The sequence below is a fragment of the Desulforamulus ruminis DSM 2154 genome, assembly GCF_000215085.1.
Classification (GTDB): Bacteria; Bacillota; Desulfotomaculia; order Desulfotomaculales; family Desulfotomaculaceae; genus Desulfotomaculum; species Desulfotomaculum ruminis.
Genome location: NC_015589.1, coordinates 3,573,494 through 3,590,891, shown reverse-complemented (window position 1 = coordinate 3,590,891; position 17,398 = coordinate 3,573,494). Strand labels below are relative to the sequence as shown.

At 43.0% G+C, this 17,398-nt stretch carries 18 protein-coding genes; all 18 read left to right on the top strand.

The annotated features are described in order from the left end of the window. The 18 genes from DESRU_RS17845 to DESRU_RS17765 all read left to right on the top strand — a co-directional run bounded on the left by DESRU_RS17845 (nt 1) and on the right by DESRU_RS17765 (nt 17,397). The gene (locus DESRU_RS17845; RefSeq protein WP_013843488.1) at nt 1-612 is read left to right on the top strand and encodes a hypothetical protein; all 612 of its coding nucleotides are present in this window, start codon (nt 1-3) and stop codon (nt 610-612) included. Nucleotides 613-623: 11 nt separating this feature from the next. Further along, the gene (locus DESRU_RS17840; protein WP_013843487.1) at nt 624-965 is read left to right on the top strand and encodes a hypothetical protein; all 342 of its coding nucleotides are present in this window, start codon (nt 624-626) and stop codon (nt 963-965) included. A 1-nt stretch (nt 966) separates the two neighbouring features. Continuing rightward, a complete protein-coding gene (locus DESRU_RS17835) occupies nt 967-1,377 on the top strand; it encodes a hypothetical protein (RefSeq protein WP_013843486.1) in 411 nt (136 codons plus the stop codon). A 12-nt stretch (nt 1,378-1,389) separates the two neighbouring features. Further along, entirely contained in the window at nt 1,390-2,121 is a 732-nt protein-coding gene (locus tag DESRU_RS17830; RefSeq protein ID WP_013843485.1) for a hypothetical protein, read from the top strand. Next, nucleotides 2,121-2,648: a hypothetical protein gene (locus DESRU_RS17825; protein ID WP_013843484.1), complete on the top strand. Its 528-nt coding sequence runs from the start codon at nt 2,121-2,123 to the stop codon at nt 2,646-2,648. Before DESRU_RS17830 ends, DESRU_RS17825 begins: the two co-directional genes overlap by 1 nt. A gap of 18 nt (nt 2,649-2,666) precedes the next feature. Next, a complete protein-coding gene (locus tag DESRU_RS17820) occupies nt 2,667-3,086 on the top strand; it encodes a CD1375 family protein (RefSeq protein WP_013843483.1) in 420 nt (139 codons plus the stop codon). Between the two features lie 73 nt (nt 3,087-3,159). Further along, nucleotides 3,160-3,561, top strand: coding sequence for a phage holin family protein (locus DESRU_RS17815; protein WP_013843482.1), 402 nt, complete (start codon nt 3,160-3,162; stop codon nt 3,559-3,561). Continuing rightward, nucleotides 3,554-4,261: an N-acetylmuramoyl-L-alanine amidase family protein gene (locus DESRU_RS17810; RefSeq protein ID WP_013843481.1), complete on the top strand. Its 708-nt coding sequence runs from the start codon at nt 3,554-3,556 to the stop codon at nt 4,259-4,261. The genes DESRU_RS17815 and DESRU_RS17810 overlap by 8 nt, the downstream gene beginning before the upstream one ends. 205 nt (nt 4,262-4,466) lie before the next feature. Continuing rightward, nucleotides 4,467-4,874: a helix-turn-helix domain-containing protein gene (locus DESRU_RS17805; protein WP_013843480.1), complete on the top strand. Its 408-nt coding sequence runs from the start codon at nt 4,467-4,469 to the stop codon at nt 4,872-4,874. Then, nucleotides 4,867-5,034 (top strand): SHOCT domain-containing protein, encoded by a 168-nt coding sequence (locus DESRU_RS21025; RefSeq protein ID WP_187290589.1) that lies wholly within the window; start codon nt 4,867-4,869, stop codon nt 5,032-5,034. Before DESRU_RS17805 ends, DESRU_RS21025 begins: the two co-directional genes overlap by 8 nt. A 47-nt stretch (nt 5,035-5,081) precedes the next feature. Continuing rightward, a complete protein-coding gene (locus DESRU_RS17800) occupies nt 5,082-6,392 on the top strand; it encodes a recombinase family protein (RefSeq protein WP_013843479.1) in 1,311 nt (436 codons plus the stop codon). Further along, nucleotides 6,389-7,972, top strand: a complete 1,584-nt coding sequence (locus DESRU_RS17795) for a recombinase family protein (RefSeq protein ID WP_013843478.1) — start codon at nt 6,389-6,391, stop codon at nt 7,970-7,972. Before DESRU_RS17800 ends, DESRU_RS17795 begins: the two co-directional genes overlap by 4 nt. Before the next feature lie 127 nt (nt 7,973-8,099). Then, complete coding sequence (locus DESRU_RS17790; protein ID WP_013843477.1) at nt 8,100-9,761, top strand: hypothetical protein; 1,662 nt, start codon at nt 8,100-8,102, stop codon at nt 9,759-9,761. Beyond that, entirely contained in the window at nt 9,761-11,083 is a 1,323-nt protein-coding gene (locus DESRU_RS17785) for a hypothetical protein (protein ID WP_013843476.1), read from the top strand. The genes DESRU_RS17790 and DESRU_RS17785 overlap by 1 nt, the downstream gene beginning before the upstream one ends. A 21-nt stretch (nt 11,084-11,104) precedes the next feature. Then, entirely contained in the window at nt 11,105-12,520 is a 1,416-nt protein-coding gene (locus tag DESRU_RS17780) for a hypothetical protein (RefSeq protein ID WP_013843475.1), read from the top strand. A gap of 654 nt (nt 12,521-13,174) precedes the next feature. Then, nucleotides 13,175-13,762 carry a DUF3841 domain-containing protein gene (locus DESRU_RS17775; RefSeq protein ID WP_013843474.1) on the top strand — a complete coding sequence of 196 codons (588 nt, stop codon included), beginning with the start codon at nt 13,175-13,177 and terminating at the stop codon, nt 13,760-13,762. A gap of 914 nt (nt 13,763-14,676) precedes the next feature. Beyond that, complete coding sequence (locus DESRU_RS17770) at nt 14,677-16,035, top strand: hypothetical protein (protein WP_013843473.1); 1,359 nt, start codon at nt 14,677-14,679, stop codon at nt 16,033-16,035. Between the two features lie 444 nt (nt 16,036-16,479). Further along, complete coding sequence (locus DESRU_RS17765; RefSeq protein ID WP_013843472.1) at nt 16,480-17,397, top strand: DUF6602 domain-containing protein; 918 nt, start codon at nt 16,480-16,482, stop codon at nt 17,395-17,397. Nucleotide 17,398 lies beyond the last annotated feature (1 nt).

Sequence of the window (17,398 nt, the reverse complement as noted above, 5' to 3'; positions counted from 1 at the left end):
ATGGCTGGCGGATATATTCAAGTCCCGCCCGACAGCACCGGGAAAAAGTTAAACGCGCGCTACCGGGCGATTGAAGGCACGGCGGGCTATGAGCAGTATGTGGCCTGGCAGGGGCTTCCTACCTTTTATTGTTTAGCGCCCAGCGTTTCTCTGGCGCAAAACAAACACTTGTTTTCCATATATAACGATGCAGGCAGCGGCTATCTGATCAGGATACCCAGACTATCTATTGTCAATATGTCCCTGACATCGGTTACCGGCGTAGGGGTGGAACTGGATTTTATGCGTACCACCAGCCAGAGCGGCGGTACGGTTATAACCCCGCAAAAAGCTGACACTGCGGATGTTAATCTGACAGCGGCAATTCACATTGCTACCGGGGCCACCATCGCTGAAGGTGCCTTGCTGTGGCCGGTGACCCTTAATAACGATGAGATACCCCTGACCCTTAATGCCACTCCTTTGTTGGATTTCAATATGATCCCCCGGGGAATGGATGTCAAGCCTTTGTGTATACGACCGGGGGAAGGTTTCAGCATCAAACAGATAACCAACACCAGTGTCGGCCTATGGTCAATATTGGCGGTGATTACAGCTGAGGATGTCGCATAGGAGGTTTGGCTATGTCTATGATATGGGAAATGCACAAGTGGGGTCTTGAACACATCCCGCAACCGGAAAGCCAACCTGTACCCACTATTGGCAGCCTGGCCCGCATCTATCCCCAGACCCAAGCTATGTCATTGCCTAGGGGGTTGCAGATATCAACAAGTATTGATGGCAGCCAGTGGAGCCCATGGGCGGATGTGGACTTTTCCGAAGCTGTAACAGTACCTTTCCCGGGCTTTATCAAATTCAGGACCTATCAAAAAGCCAACGTGCAGGTCTTTAACTACAAATCGCCAGATGAAGCCGACTCGCTGGTTGGCCTGACGGTGGTATTAGGCCAGTATGGAGTGGTGTGACATGAAAGATACTATCAGCTTTAAATCAGAATGGTATTTGGAATACGGGGATGGCAAAGTTATCGGCCCCTTAAAAAACTATGTTACCAGCGCAGGCTTAAGTATAGCCGCTCAGAAGCTGGCCGGGCTATCCAGCCCCTATCTTGTTATTGGTGATGATACGACCGAAGGGGATACCATATCCGAAGTTTACCGCAAGGCAGTATCGGTGGTGACCCAGTCCGGAAACATGATCCGCTTCAGGACGGTGCTCTTGGCTGGAGAAGGCAACGGGCAGCACCAAAAGACCTGTATCTTCACCGACGCCAGCGATGCCCCCGGTTCAGGCATTATGTTTAACCTCTTAAAAGTACCCTGGGGCAAGGAAAACCAGATGATTTTGACAGTGGAATGCAGGCTTACTCTGCAGTAGGGGGTGATTTTTGTGTTGTTTGCAGCTGAAAGCGGCCGAACAGTAATCGATGAGAACCTGGCTAATGCTGCTATGATGATGCAGGAATTTTCGCATATTTATGAAGGCACCGTTTTTGGTGGCAAAACCGGAGCGGGCATAGCTGAATTTGACTGTGCCGGTTATGACCATGCGGTGCGGTTTAAAGCCGATACCGCCGCCGCTATCGCGAGAGTAACCTTTGAAATTATCAGGCATGGTCAGGGTGCTGATCTCTTGGTCGAACTGCGGGACGGCTTTAATCCGGATGGTTCGACAGCGGGTTCGTTGCTCAGATTCATGGTGCTGCCCAAAGAGTTTATTCCCACCAGCAAGGGATATTTCAGCATCCCTATAGATATATCTGACTTAGTGAGCGGCGCTTACTACTGGCTGATCATTAAAAAAGCCGGGGATGCCGATAACCACTTTCACCTGCATGGTGAAACCATACAAGACTCCTTATATCCTACTTACAGAAGAGCGGGAAACAGCGGAGCCTGGACAGCAGAGAACGCCATCCACTTTGAGGTATATAACGGGGAAACGGGCAACCTTTTGCATGGCATCTATGGCTACAACGCCGTTACCTGGCTTATATGGGACGGTGATCTAATCTCCAAAGCCTACCGGTACCTGCCCCCTGCTTCCGGTTTTATAGGCGGGGTCAGGCAGATCAAAACCTATCAATGGTCAGGCGAGATATTAAAACGGGGGGTGGTGTAATGTTTGGCTCAGAAGAAATTCTGGCTTTTATCCGCAGACAGGTCGGAGTAAGGAACGATGCCGCTGATCCGGCGGGTAGTCTACATGCCAAAATCGGCAACCTGAAAGATGTTATGCAAAATTATATAAAGAACTACACCATCATGCAGTTAAGCACTATATCATCAAACACTAGCGGCTGGAACAGTACTGAACAAAGTGTAACCATCTCCTATAATGGCACAGGTATATTGCAAAACATATATATACAAGCCAGTGGTTCGTCCTCATGGACCAGTAGATGCCGGGCTACCGTAACAGTTGACGGAATGGCCCTACCTGCCTTTGGTTCTGTGAATGGTAGTGTAGCCTGGGGAGCATCTGATGTTATTTTGTTTGCTGATTCAGCGGGGAAACTCAATGTAATTGACAGCAGAGCCAATTTAGCTATCCCCTTTCGCTCTTCCCTATCCGTCACCATATATTTTTCTGTTTCCAGCGGGGGCGGCGGATCTATGGTAGGCAAGCTGGAAATCTACAGGTATTAACGAAGGGAGGCAGACTTGTTGTTTTTAGTATATAACAAGAACGACGGTTTAGTAGTGCAAGCATCTGAGACTGAACCGGTACTGGCTCCGGGACAGGACTATGTCTTTGCCCATGACCCTGAACTTAATTTATCCAATTATGAAGCTATAAAGGTTGTAAATAAAGAAGGATGCCATCTGGAACTGATACCGACTGCTGAATGGAATAACAAAGTAAGCGGCGGCAGAAATATAACGCTGGACGAAAAAGTAGCCAAGCTTGAAAAGTATAGTTTAGTACTGATGGAGGCTGTAGCCAAACTTTCGGAAGCAAATCCCGGCACGGTCAGCACTGAATTGATGGCTGAATTGGTGCTTGCAGGAAGGAGAACCATTGATCAGGTGCCAACTGATATACAAAAGGAAGTGTCAGGCAGGATTGCATCAGCTATCGAATAATCGGCAGCTTAAGTTATTTTTCAGAATGGGCCATGGGGCTCTTTTTTATTGCCAATTTTAAGGAGGACTAACAATGAAAAGCTCATTTCAAATCGCCTTAACAGCCTTTGGCGGCTGGCTGGGCTGGGTCTTGGGAGGCTGGGACGGCTTTTTATACGCGCTGATTACCTTTGTGGTTATCGATTACCTGACCGGCGTCATGTCGGCCATACTGGAAAAACGCCTTTCCAGCGAGGTCGGTGCAAGGGGCATCTTTAAGAAGGTGCTGATTTTTGCCCTGGTGGCAGTGGGCCACATTATAGATACCCAGGTTATAACAAACGGTAGCGCTGTCCGTACCGCCGTCATCTTCTTCTACTTATCCAACGAAGGGATCAGTATTCTGGAAAACGCAGCCAAGATCGGCCTACCTATTCCGGAGAAACTCAAACTGGTTTTGGACCAACTCAATAAGGAGGAAAAGATTAATGGCTAGATTATGTTTTGACTACGGACATGGCGGCAATGACCCGGGCGCAGTATATAAAGGAAGAAAAGAAGCCGATGATGTGCTGAGCCTGGGTCGGGCCGTAGCAGCAGTGTTGAGACGCCATGGAGTAATCATCGATGAGACCAGGACGGCTGATGTTAGTGTAAGCCTGAAAGCTAGATGTGATTTTGAAAACAAGGGTAGCTTTGATTACTTCATATCATTTCACCGTAATGCTTTTAAGCCGGAAACGGCTGCTGGTGTAGAAACTTACACTTATTTAAATCCGGGAGCCAAGTCAAAGGGGCTGGCCGAAAAAATTCAAAGCTCCCTGGTGGGGGTCGGTTTTGCAAACCGGGGGGTGAAAACTGCTAATTATCAAGTCTTAAGAGAAACAAAGGCCCCTGCAGTACTAATCGAAATCGGCTTTATTGATAACAGCCAGGACAATGCACTGTTTTATGCCAAGAGAGATGAAATTATCAAAGCAGTTGCTGGCGCTATCCTTTCCCAACTGGGGTTAGCATACATAGAAGAGAGCCAGAATGGTCTGGAAGAAGCTTTGGAGGTGTTGGTAAGAAACGGTATACTTAAATCCCCCGAATATTGGCTGGAAAATGCCCGGCCGGGTAAAACCATTAAGGGAGAATATGCCGGACTACTTATTGAACGAATGGCTGAATATATTTCGTCTCAACAACATTGAATACTATTATTCTGAAGCAACCGCCCGTGGAGCAAATCATCCTGCTCTGCGGGCCTTTTCTTTTTGTTGGGGTTCGACTCCCGCTAGTTTTTCGCATATCGGTGGGAGGTAATGACGGTGAAATATTTTGATACCGTCCGATTGTTGCTCCTCCTGCGGCTTATACCGAAGGCTTTTAAGGTTTGCCTTCGGAGGAGGTATTGTAATGAATCAACAGCAAAAAGAGAAAATCATTAAAATGCGACGGGACGGTTTAAGCTATTCAAAAATATCGACAGCTCTTGGTATTTCGGAAAATACGGTGAAGTCTTTCTGCCGTAGGAACAATCTTGGTAGTGCTAATAAAGAATTCTTCTTTCAGAGGGACGGAATTCTTTGCCGACAGTGCAGAACCCCCCTTATCCAGACCGCTGGAGTGAAGCAAAAACGGTTCTGTTCGGACAAATGCCGCATGGCCTGGTGGAACGACCACCCGGAAGCCGTCAACCGTAAAGCCATTTATGCTTTTACTTGCCCTATATGTGGCCGTGATTTTGAAAGCTATGGAAATAAGAAGCGCAAATACTGCTCCCGCGCTTGCTACGGCAGGTCGAAGGCGGTGCGGCATGAGTAGTAAGGCATTAGCAGTCATCTACTATACAGCTACCATGGCAGTTTTCAATAGATGGCTTGCAGCAGGCATTATACGAGAAGATGAATTGATAAAAATTGAGGCAACTATCGCTCAAAAATATGGGCTTTCCGAGCGCAGCATATATCGCCAAAACGCTTGATAATATAGGCTTTTGGAGCGAATATGTCATAGCGAAAGGAGGTCATTATGGAAAAGATAGTTACGAAAATATCCCCTTCGGTGCCACCAATCCCTGCTAGATTACGGGTTGCCGCTTATGCCCGCGTATCATCCGGAAAAGATGCTATGTTACAATCTCTGGCAGCTCAAGTCAGCTATTACAGCAACCTCATTCAGCAGCGACTTTATTGGGAATATGCTGGTGTATACGCCGACGAGGCACTGACAGGAACCAAAGACACTCGCCCGGAATTTCAGTGTCTAATTGCTGACTGCAAGGATGGCAAGATTGACCTGATCATTACAAAATCGATATCACGTTTTGCCCGCAACACGGTAACACTTCTTGAAACAGTGCGGGAACTAAAACTGCTCGGTGTTGACGTTTATTTTGAGGAGCAGAATATTCATTCCATGAGCGGGGATGGCGAACTTATGCTAACCATCCTGGCATCCTATGCTCAGGAGGAAAGCCGTTCGGTTAGTGAGAACTGTAAGTGGAGGATTCGCAAGCGGTTCCAGCAAGGTGAGATTGTAAACCTGCGTTTCATGTACGGGTATCGAATCAACCATGGTCAAATTGAAATCGATCAGGAACAGGCCGAAATCGTTCGAATGATCTACGCCGATTACATAAACGGCCTGGGTTGCGATCGGATTGCTGCCAGACTGCGGGAAATGGGTGCGCGAACGTTCAGCGGCAGACAGTGGACAGCAAAGCGAGTCCTAGCCATCCTAAATAACGAGAAGTATTCTGGCAACGCGCTGCTTCAGAAAAAGTATGTAGCCGACCACTTGTCAAAGAAGCTGGTTTATAACCGGGGAATCCTGCCAAAGTACTATGCCGAAGGAACCCATCCGCCGATTATAGACCCTCTCACCTTTCAAAAGGCGCAGGAAATCATGGCTCTACGCCGGGAGAACAGAAATGTCAGGCAAAACCCGGTCAACCGTTACCCATTTTCAGGCTTAATCTTCTGCCCTCGCTGCGGCAAGAACTATCGGCGGGTAACCTACAAGGGGCATGCAGCCTGGAACTGTTCCACCTTCGTCAATTACGGCAAGGATGTCTGCCCAGCCAAACAGATTCCAGAACCAATCTTATTGTCGCTGACCGCTGAAGTGTTGGGCCTACCGGAATTTGATGAGGGGGTTTTCCTATCCAAGATTAAGCAGATGCAGGTGCCGCAAGCAAACAAGGTAATTTATATTTTTCAAGACGGTCATGAAGTTGAAGCCACTTGGCAAGACCGGTCACGCAAATCAAGCTGGGACGACAAAAAGAAACAGCAGGCGCGGGAAAGGGCGCTTGCCTACCAAAGGGGAGATTTGAAGTGAAACCAGCTCGAGCCGTTACTGTTATACCACCAACCATAAACCGCTTTGCGCCGGAAACGATTGGTGTGGCCGCAAGAAAAAGAGTAGCTGCATATGCCCGTGTTTCAACAGATTCTGAGGAACAGCTTACCAGCTACGAAGCCCAGGTAGACTACTACACTAAGTACATCAACGAACGTGCTGATTGGATATTTGCCGGAATCTACACCGACGAAGGTATCAGTGCCACCAATACCAAAAAGCGCGATGGGTTTAAGCAGATGGTTGCCGATGCACTGAACGGGAAAATCGATCTGATTGTTACCAAATCAGTTAGCCGCTTTGCGAGAAACACAGTTGACTCTCTGGTTACGGTTCGCCAGCTAAAAGAAAAAGGCGTTGAGGTTTATTTCGAAAAGGAGAACATTTACACGCTGGACAGTAAGGGGGAGCTTTTAATCACTATTATGTCCAGCCTGGCACAGGAAGAAAGCCGTTCAATTTCTGAAAATGTAACCTGGGGCCAACGCAAACGTATGGCTGATGGGAAAGTAAGCATGCCTTATCGTCATTTCCTTGGCTACGAAAAGGGTGAGGATGGTTTACCTAAAATCGTTGAAAAGGAAGCGGAAACAGTCCGGCTGATTTACAGAATGTTTCTTGAGGGTAAAACGCCTTCAGCCATCGCCAAGCATCTTGGCAATCTGGGCATCCCATCTCCGGCCGGAAAAAAAACCTGGCAAGTGGCGACAGTGATAAGCATTCTGACTAACGAGAAATACAAGGGTGACGCTCTGCTGCAAAAAAGCTTCACGGTAGATTTTCTCACCAAAACCACCAAAGTCAACGAGGGTGAGGTTCCTCAATACTATGTGCAGAATAGCCATCCCGCCATTATTGAGCCGGACGAATTTGATGCGGTGCAGCTTGAAATGGAACGGCGTAAAAAACTCGGTAGGCCAGTCAGTTGCCACAGCCCATTTTCAGCTAAAATCGTTTGCGGTGACTGCGGCGGTTTTTACGGCTCCAAGGTTTGGGGTTCCAACACCAAGTATCGGCGCACGGTATGGCGGTGCAATGATAAGTACAAAAACGATAAACCTTGTTCCACGCCTCATCTTACAGAAGATGAGATTAAGCAGCGCTTTCTGAAAGCATTTAACATATTGATGGGTGATCGGGATGAGGTTCTTAGCAACTGCCACCTAGCCCAAGAAGTCTTATGTGATTGCTCGGCAATTGAAATGGAACTTGCGGAACTGCACCGCGAAATTGAGGTTGTTTCCGAACTCACGCGGAAATCCATTTATGAAAACGCCCGCTTTGCCATTAATCAGGATGAATTTAACGAACGGCACCAGGGATACATGGAGCGGCACCGGATTGCAACAGACCGGATTGCCGAATTAGAGGATCAGCGGCGAAACCGCCAAAATAAATCATTGGTACTGGACGGGTTTATACAGGAAATCGAGACCCGCCCGCTTGTGATTGATGAGTTTGATGAGAAGCTGTGGTTGGCAGTCATTGATAAAGTCATAATCCATGATGCTAATGCCATCCATTTTACGTTCAGAGACGGTACGGTAATTAAAGTTTAATAATATAAACAACTATCCGCAGGCTGGCTGCAATTCCGGTCCTGCGGTTTTTTATTTTGGGCAGGATAAATAATCTATAATATTTGCATAGAGTGAAATTCATTTTATTTCCAGAGGGGGGATGAGCATGCTAACCATCGATGAGTATATTGCCAAGATGAAGAGAACCGACAAAATGGATGAATTCGATTATTTAAAGCAGTCCGAGAATATGGCCGCAGTAATTAAATATGTTATGACCTACTTTAATGAATACCTGACCCTGGAGACTTGTGATGCAGAAGCTATCAAAATGAAGCACAAGAGGGACAAGCTGGAACAAGAGATCGAAAACAAATACCCAAAGAGCAAGGAGTTCATACTTGATTTTTATATGCAGCAGAGGATTGGCATTCACAAAGAGGTAAAAAAGTGGCTTGAAGATCTGTCCTACTACCCGTTTTTCTATTCAGAAGACGATTTTTCGTCGGCAGCCGTGGACTTCTGTTCAGGCTATAAGCTCAAGAATGGAAATATGAATGAATACCGCAGTAACATACAAGTATTAATGGCGGAGATTAAACAATGTGATACTGAAGAACCTGGGCCTTCGGAGATGATTCACCTGGACAGCAGCCTGGTTGCATGGGTTCGGGACACTTACCGACAGTATGGCGTTAACTTATTTTCTTTTGCGTATGATCATGCCTATTCTTATTATCAGCGATATGTGAAATATGAACGTGGCCAGTGGGGTGAAGGATCTTATTATGTGAACAATTATAATCACCGTTATAATAGCAATCCTTTTGATCTTGACCGGATCTATGAAGATAACAAACACCGGCCGTTCCTGCAAGACAAGCGGGGGGAACTGGAAATGCTGGTCATGCACGAATGGCTGTTTGGCATGGTGTATGATGATGATTACTGGCCTGAATACGTTAACCTATGCGTGGATAGAGGGAGAGTGAAAATAGTCCAGCACATAAACGCCCTATTGCCAGTTACACAGGCCGGGCTAAAATACCCTGATGATGTACAATGTGAGACTGAATACATTGTGTTAATGAATGGCGAACTAAAGAATCCGCCTAAGGGAGCTTATATTCTAAGAGCAGATGAAACCTTAAATAATTCTAGTGTGTGGCAAGACACGGAAGCAATAACATCATTGACAAAAAGTTTAAACGAAATATTTAAAATATATGGTACACCGAAGGTACTAGAATTAGCTGCTCCGATGAAAACGAATTCATTTGACGAAGAACTGTTTCTTACCTGTTGCAGCATTATTGAAAAGAAGATGAAAAAGCATACGGGTATGAAAGTAGCGATTGTAAATGGGCTGGGTAATCAGAGGTCAAGGCCGAACAGCTACATCTCAACAATTGAAGACATAATGAAATTGAAGGTTCAGCTACGGGAAAGGAAGATGCGCCTGCAATTCTCAATTGATTTTCCCGCTCTATTGGCAGGTAAAAGGAACAGCTATAGCCAAGGCGAGATATTAGGGGCGCTTACAAAAATGAAAAATTCAATCGTGAGCATACATATCACCAATACCCAAAATCAGCCTTCTTTCCACTCAAAACTTAGAAAAATCGGCGATGATTCGACCGCTGAGTACCTGCATAAATTTAAATATCCATCCTATGACGATTTCTATACTATGCTCAGAACAGTTTTTAACGACAATCAGCGGCGGTACATGATTCCTAAAAACGTCGCTAATGATGCCCAACTGGAAGAATTGGTTGACAATTTGCTGCGCGCGGGATTTGCGTTTTGTTGTGGGGGGAATCAGTAATGTATGAGCCACAAGATATTCAGCAGATGAGACTAAAATTGTATGAAGAAGTATGGTCCGAGCCCATGACAACTGTTGCTGTAAGATATGGGATTTCAGATAACGGCTTGCGTAAAAGGTGTAAAGCACTGAATATACCGCTGCCACCAGTGGGGTACTGGGCAAAAGTAAAGGCCGGGAAGCCTGTACCGGAACAGGTTCCCTTGCCCCCTACTATATATAATAGTAATAACGCAGACAAATCTGACGGGTCAAAGCCGCAGGCCCAAAAGAAGGATAGCATTTTACGTTTCGTCGATACTGAAGAATTCTCCCTTGAACAGTTAAGTAACATGCAGGATTTTGACTTGCTTTTGCCCGGCTCGTTTGAAGATTTCTCAAATTGGTACAGCAATATTAAAGTGCCAGGCCGGATACAGGACTACCATGCTTTAGTTTCAAAACATCAATCAGAAAGGGAATATCGGGAAGCAAGAGATAAGGAACATCCTTTCAGAGATAAAGGTATCAAAATATGGAGTCCGGTTGAAAAAGTAAAGTACCGCGACAATGAAGCCGTAATCCCCATTAGTGTATCAAGCAGGCAATACAACCGTGCCTGCAGAATTGCCGATACTATTCTAAAGTCCTTTCAGGAATTAGAAGCTAGGTTTTCGGTTGAACGTGGTAATCAGGATAACATAACCATTACGCTGTTAAGTAGCGACTTGTCTTTTGAAATATTTGAGCACAAAACAAAGCGGCGATACCTAAGTGAGCAGGGTGTCCTACAAGACTTAAGGCCGATATATGAAGAGGTTTACGATGGAAGGCTTCAAATCAATTGGACAGTTCATAAAGCAGGGTATTATTCAACCGACAAATCTGCTTCTACTATCTTGTCGTATAGCGATTCGGATGAAGAACGGCTGGAGGATCAGATTCCTTCCGTGGTTCTTGAGGTATGCAAACTATGTTTCAATAATGAAATAATTAACAGAGTCGAGCAGAAAAAACGGGCGATTCAATTTGAAATTGAAAGAAAAAAACGGATCGAGAAGGAAAATATTGAAAGACAGCGGAACTTAGAGGAAAAGAGACAAGCACAAATAGATTCCCTGATCAATGAACTACCGAATCATGCAAATAATTGGTTTAAGCGCAATCAGCTTTTGAGATACGCTGATGAACTAGAGAATTTTCTTGTTACATGCCAAGAGCAAGAGACAATCCAATTACTGCAAATATATATCCAGTTGGTTCGGGAGAATGCAGATATATACAATCCTCTAAGTAATATACTCGATAAAATGCGGACCATTGAACTGCTGGAAAGTAGTTAATTAAATGAAAGGATAATGATAATGTACAAAGGCGATATGTTGTTTCAAAGTTTACTAAAATACGATTTTAATCTATACCGTAGTGAATTAGATGTACCTTCGTACCTCGAAGACCATTTTAATAAATATATTCAAGATATTGAGGAAGCTGCTGCCGGGAGTAATCCTTTTCTCGGCAGTGATTTTTGTTCCCGAGTTTTGGATAACATCTCAGTTATCCAGTGCATTTGTGATGGAATAGTGGAAATTGCGCACATAAATCGAAATGGGCGAATTAAGGATGCATACGAAAATGCATACACGCTCTTTGCTTCAATGGAACCTTATTATCTTGAAAGATTTTCTTGGGCAGGCCGGGATGGGGATTACTATAGAATTAGAAGTGGTGATTTTCGGATAAAACCTGGGGAAGATAGCAAAAAGAAAAAAGCAAAAATGTTTCATATAAAAGATAGTAAACGCAATCTCATTGGGGCTTACCGCTTTAGCATCCCTGGTTTTCCTTGTCTGTATTTAACTAGCGGATTCGAACTTGGGTGGTTTGAATCTGGAATGCCAAAAATGTTTAGTTATTGTAGGATGCATATTGAGGAGAGCGGCGAAAATGCACTGAGGCTTATTGATATATCTAACCGTCCGGTAGATCTATTATCGGACATTTACGTATGGATTTTAAATGCAAAAGAGGACCTCAATAAGCAGCAGAATATAAAAGAATATTTGCTGAACTATATTATTACCTATCCCTTAGCAGCGGCTTGCTCAATAAAAGTGAAAGATAGAGGCGACAGGTTTGTTGAAGAATACGTTATTCCTCAAATGTTCATGAACTGGATAAGAGAGAACGGGGGATATGACGGGATTAGATATAAATCATCCCTAAATACAACATTAGTCCAAGGGATGGGAGCAGTTAATATTGCACTTCCAGTAAAAAAATTTAGGGATGATGGCCTTTGTGAAAGCCTGACATCGAAAATAGCTGTATCAGATATAGCATATTTAGACGTTAACGAAGATTTCAAAAAATATCAGCAGCATCTTCATGATATCAATGATTACAAAAATGAACTTTGGATGAAAATGGTCAGTGATACCTACTATTGTGGATATAAGCTTAAATTGGTAGATATTTGTGAGAATGTCTACATGACATATAACTCGATCATAAATGGTAATAATTTGAATGAAGTATTACTTCACCAAATTGAGTGTTTAGCTGACTATATTTATATGTTTCATGAATACAAAGACAGTATTATCAAAAGGAACATCGAAGAAGTAAAAAGAATGTATCCAACAATTGATGAAACGAAGCTTCAAAATGAAATATCAGTAGATATTGATAGGTTCTATGCGTTGGTCACAAAGGTGATCCTTAAGCATGCAGTCTTTGGATTTTCTAAAGAAGCTCTCAATAACTTTGAGAAGATATGATGTGTTGTTTCGTGAAGTGAAGGAACTGGAAATGCTTGAATACATTCAGCCTATGCACACCCCCTGACGAAAATGCACCCCCCTATCCTTAGATCGTTGAAAGATTGACCAGGGGTGTGCATTTGTATCATTTTATAGTAGGGTAGCCAGATTATCTACCATCTATTGATAAAAAGAATAATTTTATCCACAGGTGGTTTTTGTTTTGCATGAAAGTCCAGTAATTAAGCCGTTTTTGCATTTTAGCGGAGCGGCTTTTGCTGTTTTGCGGTAGGTTATTTTGGCCGTGACAAGATATAACCTCTACATTTTTCTTGGCTTGGCATGGGTAATTAATCGTTAAAGAACACGTACCCCGGTTTCATTTTCCACATCTCTGAGCGCCCCTAAGTATGCTACTCGAATAGCCTCAAATGTTTCTGCTGAAGTAATATTTCCCTTAACGGGACCACCCCATATCTTGTAACGTATTTTCTCTTTGCTATCATTTGTTTGAACTGTGTAGTAGCGAACTTGAAATTCACCTTTTGTTGTGTCCTAAGGATTCCAAATCAATTAGAGTCGGACTTAAATTTTGACAATTGGAATTCAGACTATTTTATTGATATCCCAGCAACAATGAATATAACATTATAGAGTTATAAGGAGTAGTCTATGCGCTTATGGTCAATTCAGCCGGAAAGCCTATATATGAAGTTAAAAGAGGAAAAGGTTCTTTATTGTGATCCGGCGCAATCTGAACTAATTTCTGAATATAGCTTTGGCCCCGCTTATGTTTGGCTTGCAGGGCAAATGGTTTTACGTGTTGGGCGACCGCCTGTGGGTGTGAAGTATCCGTTTTGGGCGTGGCATACCATGGAGTGGAAACATCGGAAGCCTGATCTACGTCGCACGGAGTTTCGCAGCTATAGTGAAAATCAGGTCTGTATTGAACTTGAAGTGCCGGATAAAGACGTACTGCTCAGCAACGAGGACATGTGGCATCTTGTATTGAATGATGGCTATTATGGAGACTATTCAAACGAACGGGAATATGAAGCGGAGGATAATTGGTACAACAGTTTACTTCCCGCTGAGCAATTGAGGATAAAACAAAAATCATGGGAGAAGATATTTGACGTCTCACCGCCGTGGGAGAATGAATGGGAAAGTCATGGAAAATATATTCAGGCAACCTTTTGGGAACTTCGGCTTGATCAAGTGATAGAAGTACGCCATTTCAAGGGAAGGAAAAAATATTGAAAAGTTGCTTGCTCTGCAATTTTTCCTCAAGCATGGGTGAGTTGAGTACTGCACTGCATTCGGACTCAAGTATGGTACTATAAAGAATACTTTACTTTACAGAGGAGGGTAGTGCATGAAGCATCCTGCCAAAGTAAGGTTTGTCGGCAATCGTGAAGATTACTAAGCAATTCTCGGATTTTGATTATCTGGTTATGGACGAGAGCCATGATTGTTATTTCTATTTATCCGATTACTTTGAAGTCGTGAGCAATCTATAAGGATTACTGGATAAAGCAAGAGGACAATACGTCTATGAGTGGTCATCGCTTTTTTATGATGGAGATGAGGAAACCGGTGTATAATTTTAAGGTCTGGAGTACCAAGAGAGATTATTAGGATTATGGCAAATGTTTCATTCAGAACATAGAAGGGAAGTGCGAAATGGCGAACAAAAGCACTTGGCCAACGGGCAACAGATAGTTCCCTTTTTAATATGATCCGCCAATTCATGCAAGAGGAATCAACTTTTTGGTGGTAGTAATCCGGAGGGTGAAAGTACCGCCGAAGTGATTCCGTAGAACATAATAGACCAGATGTTCCTTCCGCGATTTATGGCAGCTTTTCATATTGATATTCAGAGGTTTTTTGGTGTCTTACATAACCGTCTTTGCCAAAATATAAATGCTGTTAAACGGAAACCAGCAGTTAAAACAAATACCGTGTCCTTCAGCCTTTTGCTATAATTTAGAAGTGAGGCGGGTGCAAACCTCGTAGATAATCAATGCGACTGCCCTTATGATTGGGGAGAGTATTGCAAGCACCAAGCGGCGGTATTTTTTGCTTTACGGGATATCAAGAATAAGATAGGTTCGAACAATACGGACGCGGAAGCGGTTCATCAATCCGTTCCAAAGAAAAGAAAAGCGCCCGATATGAAGAAAATACTTTCTGAGAGAACGAAAGATGAACTTGTTAAATTTCTCCTGGCGATTGCAGCCGAGTATGAAGAAATTAAGCAGCGTATAGAACTGGATTTTAACGATGGAAACGATGAGGATGAAATACGCAAATCCATGATGCTTATGCGCACCTTTATCAGAAACAATTCGGATCGGCATGGGTTTGTTGCCTGCGGAGATACCTGGGAGGCGGTCAAGGGCGCTGATCTGGTGTTGGAAAAAGCCCGATCTGCTTTGGCAAAGAATAAACCCATGCATGCTTTAGAGCTGGCTCTTTGTGTTATCCATGAAATTATGGATTTGCTTGAGGGCGCAGATGATTCCGACGGGGTAGTCGGAGGGGAAATTGAAGAAAGCTTGACTTTTGTTCGTGAAGTGGTTAAAGATGAAGCATTAAGCCCAGTTGATAAAGAAAGCAATTTTCAGAAGCTGATAGAAGAAGCGGCGCATGGGCGATATGAAGGTTGGACCGACTGGAGGCTGGATCTTCTTGGCAGTTGTTCGGAGCTTGCAGGCACCCTGGTTTTACGAAATAAATTGGAAAATCATTTGGTATTAATCATAAAAAACGAAAGAGAGGATTCGTGGAGCGGCAGTTACTTTGCAGAAAGAGTTGTTCTAATCAGGTACCGTATGATTGAACAGTATGACGGGCAGAAAGCAGCGCAGGAATTTATAAGACAGAATCTTCACTATCTGGAATTCAGGAAAATGGCGATAGAAAATGCTATGAGGAAAAAAGACTATGACGCGGTGATTAAGCTTACACTTGATGGAGAAAAGAAGGATAAAGACAGGCGCGGGCTGGTAGATCAGTGGAAGAAATACCGGTACAAGGCGTTTCAGCTTTCCGGCAACCTTGATGATTTGCGCGGGATTGCCATGGAATTTATTCTGGATGGTAGTTTTGAATATTACGAGGAATTAAAAAAGAGCTATGATTCCGGTGAGTGGCTTTCTGTTTATCCCAAGATAATTCTTCTGCTGGAAAATCAGAAAAAAACATATCATGATATATATAACCGTATTCTCATAGAAGAAGGAGAAAAACAAAAGCTGCTTGCCTATGTTAGAACGAGGTCGTCAATGATAGAGCTTTTTTATAAGCAGCTTATTCCTGAATTTAAGGAAGAGGTATACACTCTGTTTCTGCAACATATTGAGCAGACTGCTGCCAGTGCGGGCAACAGGAAAGATTATAAGGGAGTATGTGCTATTATCCGTAATCTGAAAAAAGCAGGTGGGCAAGAGCAGGCTTCAGAAATTAAACAGAAGCTTTTTAACAAATATGTCAATAGACCTGCGTTCAGAGATGAGTTGTCAAGGGTATAAGGGAACACATAATTGAAGTTTCCCCCCCAGGTCGGGATATTGTTACGACTATATAAACTACTACTTTTTGGCTTTTTAATTAAGATAAGATTCTCTATAATTTTGATAAACTAACTGAAGCTGGCATCTTTTTACCTAACTTCGTATACATATCCACAGTATTTAAAGTGCAAATGAATAGTAATATCACTTTAACCCACCATTACTTTCTCAACGTAATTGTGGGTTAAATTTTTGCATCATTAATATCTTTAAGAGACAGCCGATCGATATTGGAAAATAATTGTAATAATATGTGGACCTTGATATAATTAGAGTATATTTTGTTATAAGGTATATATTAAGTATTATTATATGGGGGTTTTTAGTGTTCCAATTAATTTCTAACTAACGGGAAATAAAATTAAGAGTTTTTTTGAAACTTCCCCAAAGGAGGCGTTTGCAATGTCACAAGATGAGGCTGATAAGAAGACCATACGTAAAATTATTGAGAATTACAAAAACCTAGAAAAATCTTTAGTTAGTCAACTATGTCTGGAGACCCCTGGGCATCATCCTACCACCGGGACCTACCGAGAAGCCGTCTGGAAAAGCATGTTTGAACAAATTATTCCCCGTAAATTCTGTATCGACCAGGGTGTATTTATTATTGATTCTTACGGCAAGATTTCCGCTGAAGTAGATTTGGCTATATTCGATGAACAGTATACCCCGTATATTTTTAACTATGGAAAGATAAAGTTTATTCCAATTGAGGCTGTAGCGGTGGTTATCCAGTGCAAAAGTCGGGAATTAGATTCTAAGGCTGCTAATTTAGAAAAATGGGTGGATAGCATTGTAAAACTTAAAACTTCTCTGGCATCGGTTGCCAGAATAATTACGGGTTTAGTAAATAACAATCCTGAGAAGACACCATCTTCAAAAGAGAAGAAATCCCAAACTTCAACAAGGCCCATAAGAATTCTTTGTTCTACTACCAATAAGAATATTCCAAAAAAAATATCAAATTTATTCGATATTTCATTAAGTATTAATGATAAGGATAATACCCTTAAGAAAACAATGCCTCAGGAAAAAAACAATTATGAATGGTGGTATCAAGAATTAAATCATTATGGCTTAGAGCGTTTTGGTGACGATAAGAAATACCATAAGGATTTTATTAAAGAAAGTAATCCTCCGGTTAATAAATCTTTTGAGGTTTTAAAAATAACTGAAAAAGACGGGCAAGAAAATGTTATATTGTCTCTTATCTTTCAGCTCAATCAAATGCTGATGCTTATTAATAATCCCATGTTGTTTCCACATGAAGCCTATGCGGAGCAATTTAAGACGGTAGGGAATGAATTACCGGACAAGTAGA

What these genes read in the sequence shown, in the direction of transcription:
- DESRU_RS17800 (WP_013843479.1), top strand. Translation starts at nt 5,082, where the DNA reads ATGGAAAAGATAGTTACGAAAATATCCCCTTCGGTGCCACCAATCCCT.
- DESRU_RS17790 (WP_013843477.1), top strand. Translation starts at nt 8,100, where the DNA reads ATGCTAACCATCGATGAGTATATTGCCAAGATGAAGAGAACCGACAAA.
- DESRU_RS17835 (WP_013843486.1), top strand. Translation starts at nt 967, where the DNA reads ATGAAAGATACTATCAGCTTTAAATCAGAATGGTATTTGGAATACGGG.
- DESRU_RS17775 (WP_013843474.1), top strand. Translation starts at nt 13,175, where the DNA reads ATGCGCTTATGGTCAATTCAGCCGGAAAGCCTATATATGAAGTTAAAA.
- DESRU_RS17770 (WP_013843473.1), top strand. Translation starts at nt 14,677, where the DNA reads ATGAAGAAAATACTTTCTGAGAGAACGAAAGATGAACTTGTTAAATTT.
- DESRU_RS17815 (WP_013843482.1), top strand. Translation starts at nt 3,160, where the DNA reads ATGAAAAGCTCATTTCAAATCGCCTTAACAGCCTTTGGCGGCTGGCTG.
- DESRU_RS17810 (WP_013843481.1), top strand. Translation starts at nt 3,554, where the DNA reads ATGGCTAGATTATGTTTTGACTACGGACATGGCGGCAATGACCCGGGC.
- DESRU_RS17840 (WP_013843487.1), top strand. Translation starts at nt 624, where the DNA reads ATGTCTATGATATGGGAAATGCACAAGTGGGGTCTTGAACACATCCCG.
- DESRU_RS17825 (WP_013843484.1), top strand. Translation starts at nt 2,121, where the DNA reads ATGTTTGGCTCAGAAGAAATTCTGGCTTTTATCCGCAGACAGGTCGGA.
- DESRU_RS17845 (WP_013843488.1), top strand. Translation starts at nt 1, where the DNA reads ATGGCTGGCGGATATATTCAAGTCCCGCCCGACAGCACCGGGAAAAAG.
- DESRU_RS21025 (WP_187290589.1), top strand. Translation starts at nt 4,867, where the DNA reads ATGAGTAGTAAGGCATTAGCAGTCATCTACTATACAGCTACCATGGCA.
- DESRU_RS17780 (WP_013843475.1), top strand. Translation starts at nt 11,105, where the DNA reads ATGTACAAAGGCGATATGTTGTTTCAAAGTTTACTAAAATACGATTTT.
- DESRU_RS17785 (WP_013843476.1), top strand. Translation starts at nt 9,761, where the DNA reads ATGTATGAGCCACAAGATATTCAGCAGATGAGACTAAAATTGTATGAA.
- DESRU_RS17805 (WP_013843480.1), top strand. Translation starts at nt 4,467, where the DNA reads ATGAATCAACAGCAAAAAGAGAAAATCATTAAAATGCGACGGGACGGT.
- DESRU_RS17765 (WP_013843472.1), top strand. Translation starts at nt 16,480, where the DNA reads ATGTCACAAGATGAGGCTGATAAGAAGACCATACGTAAAATTATTGAG.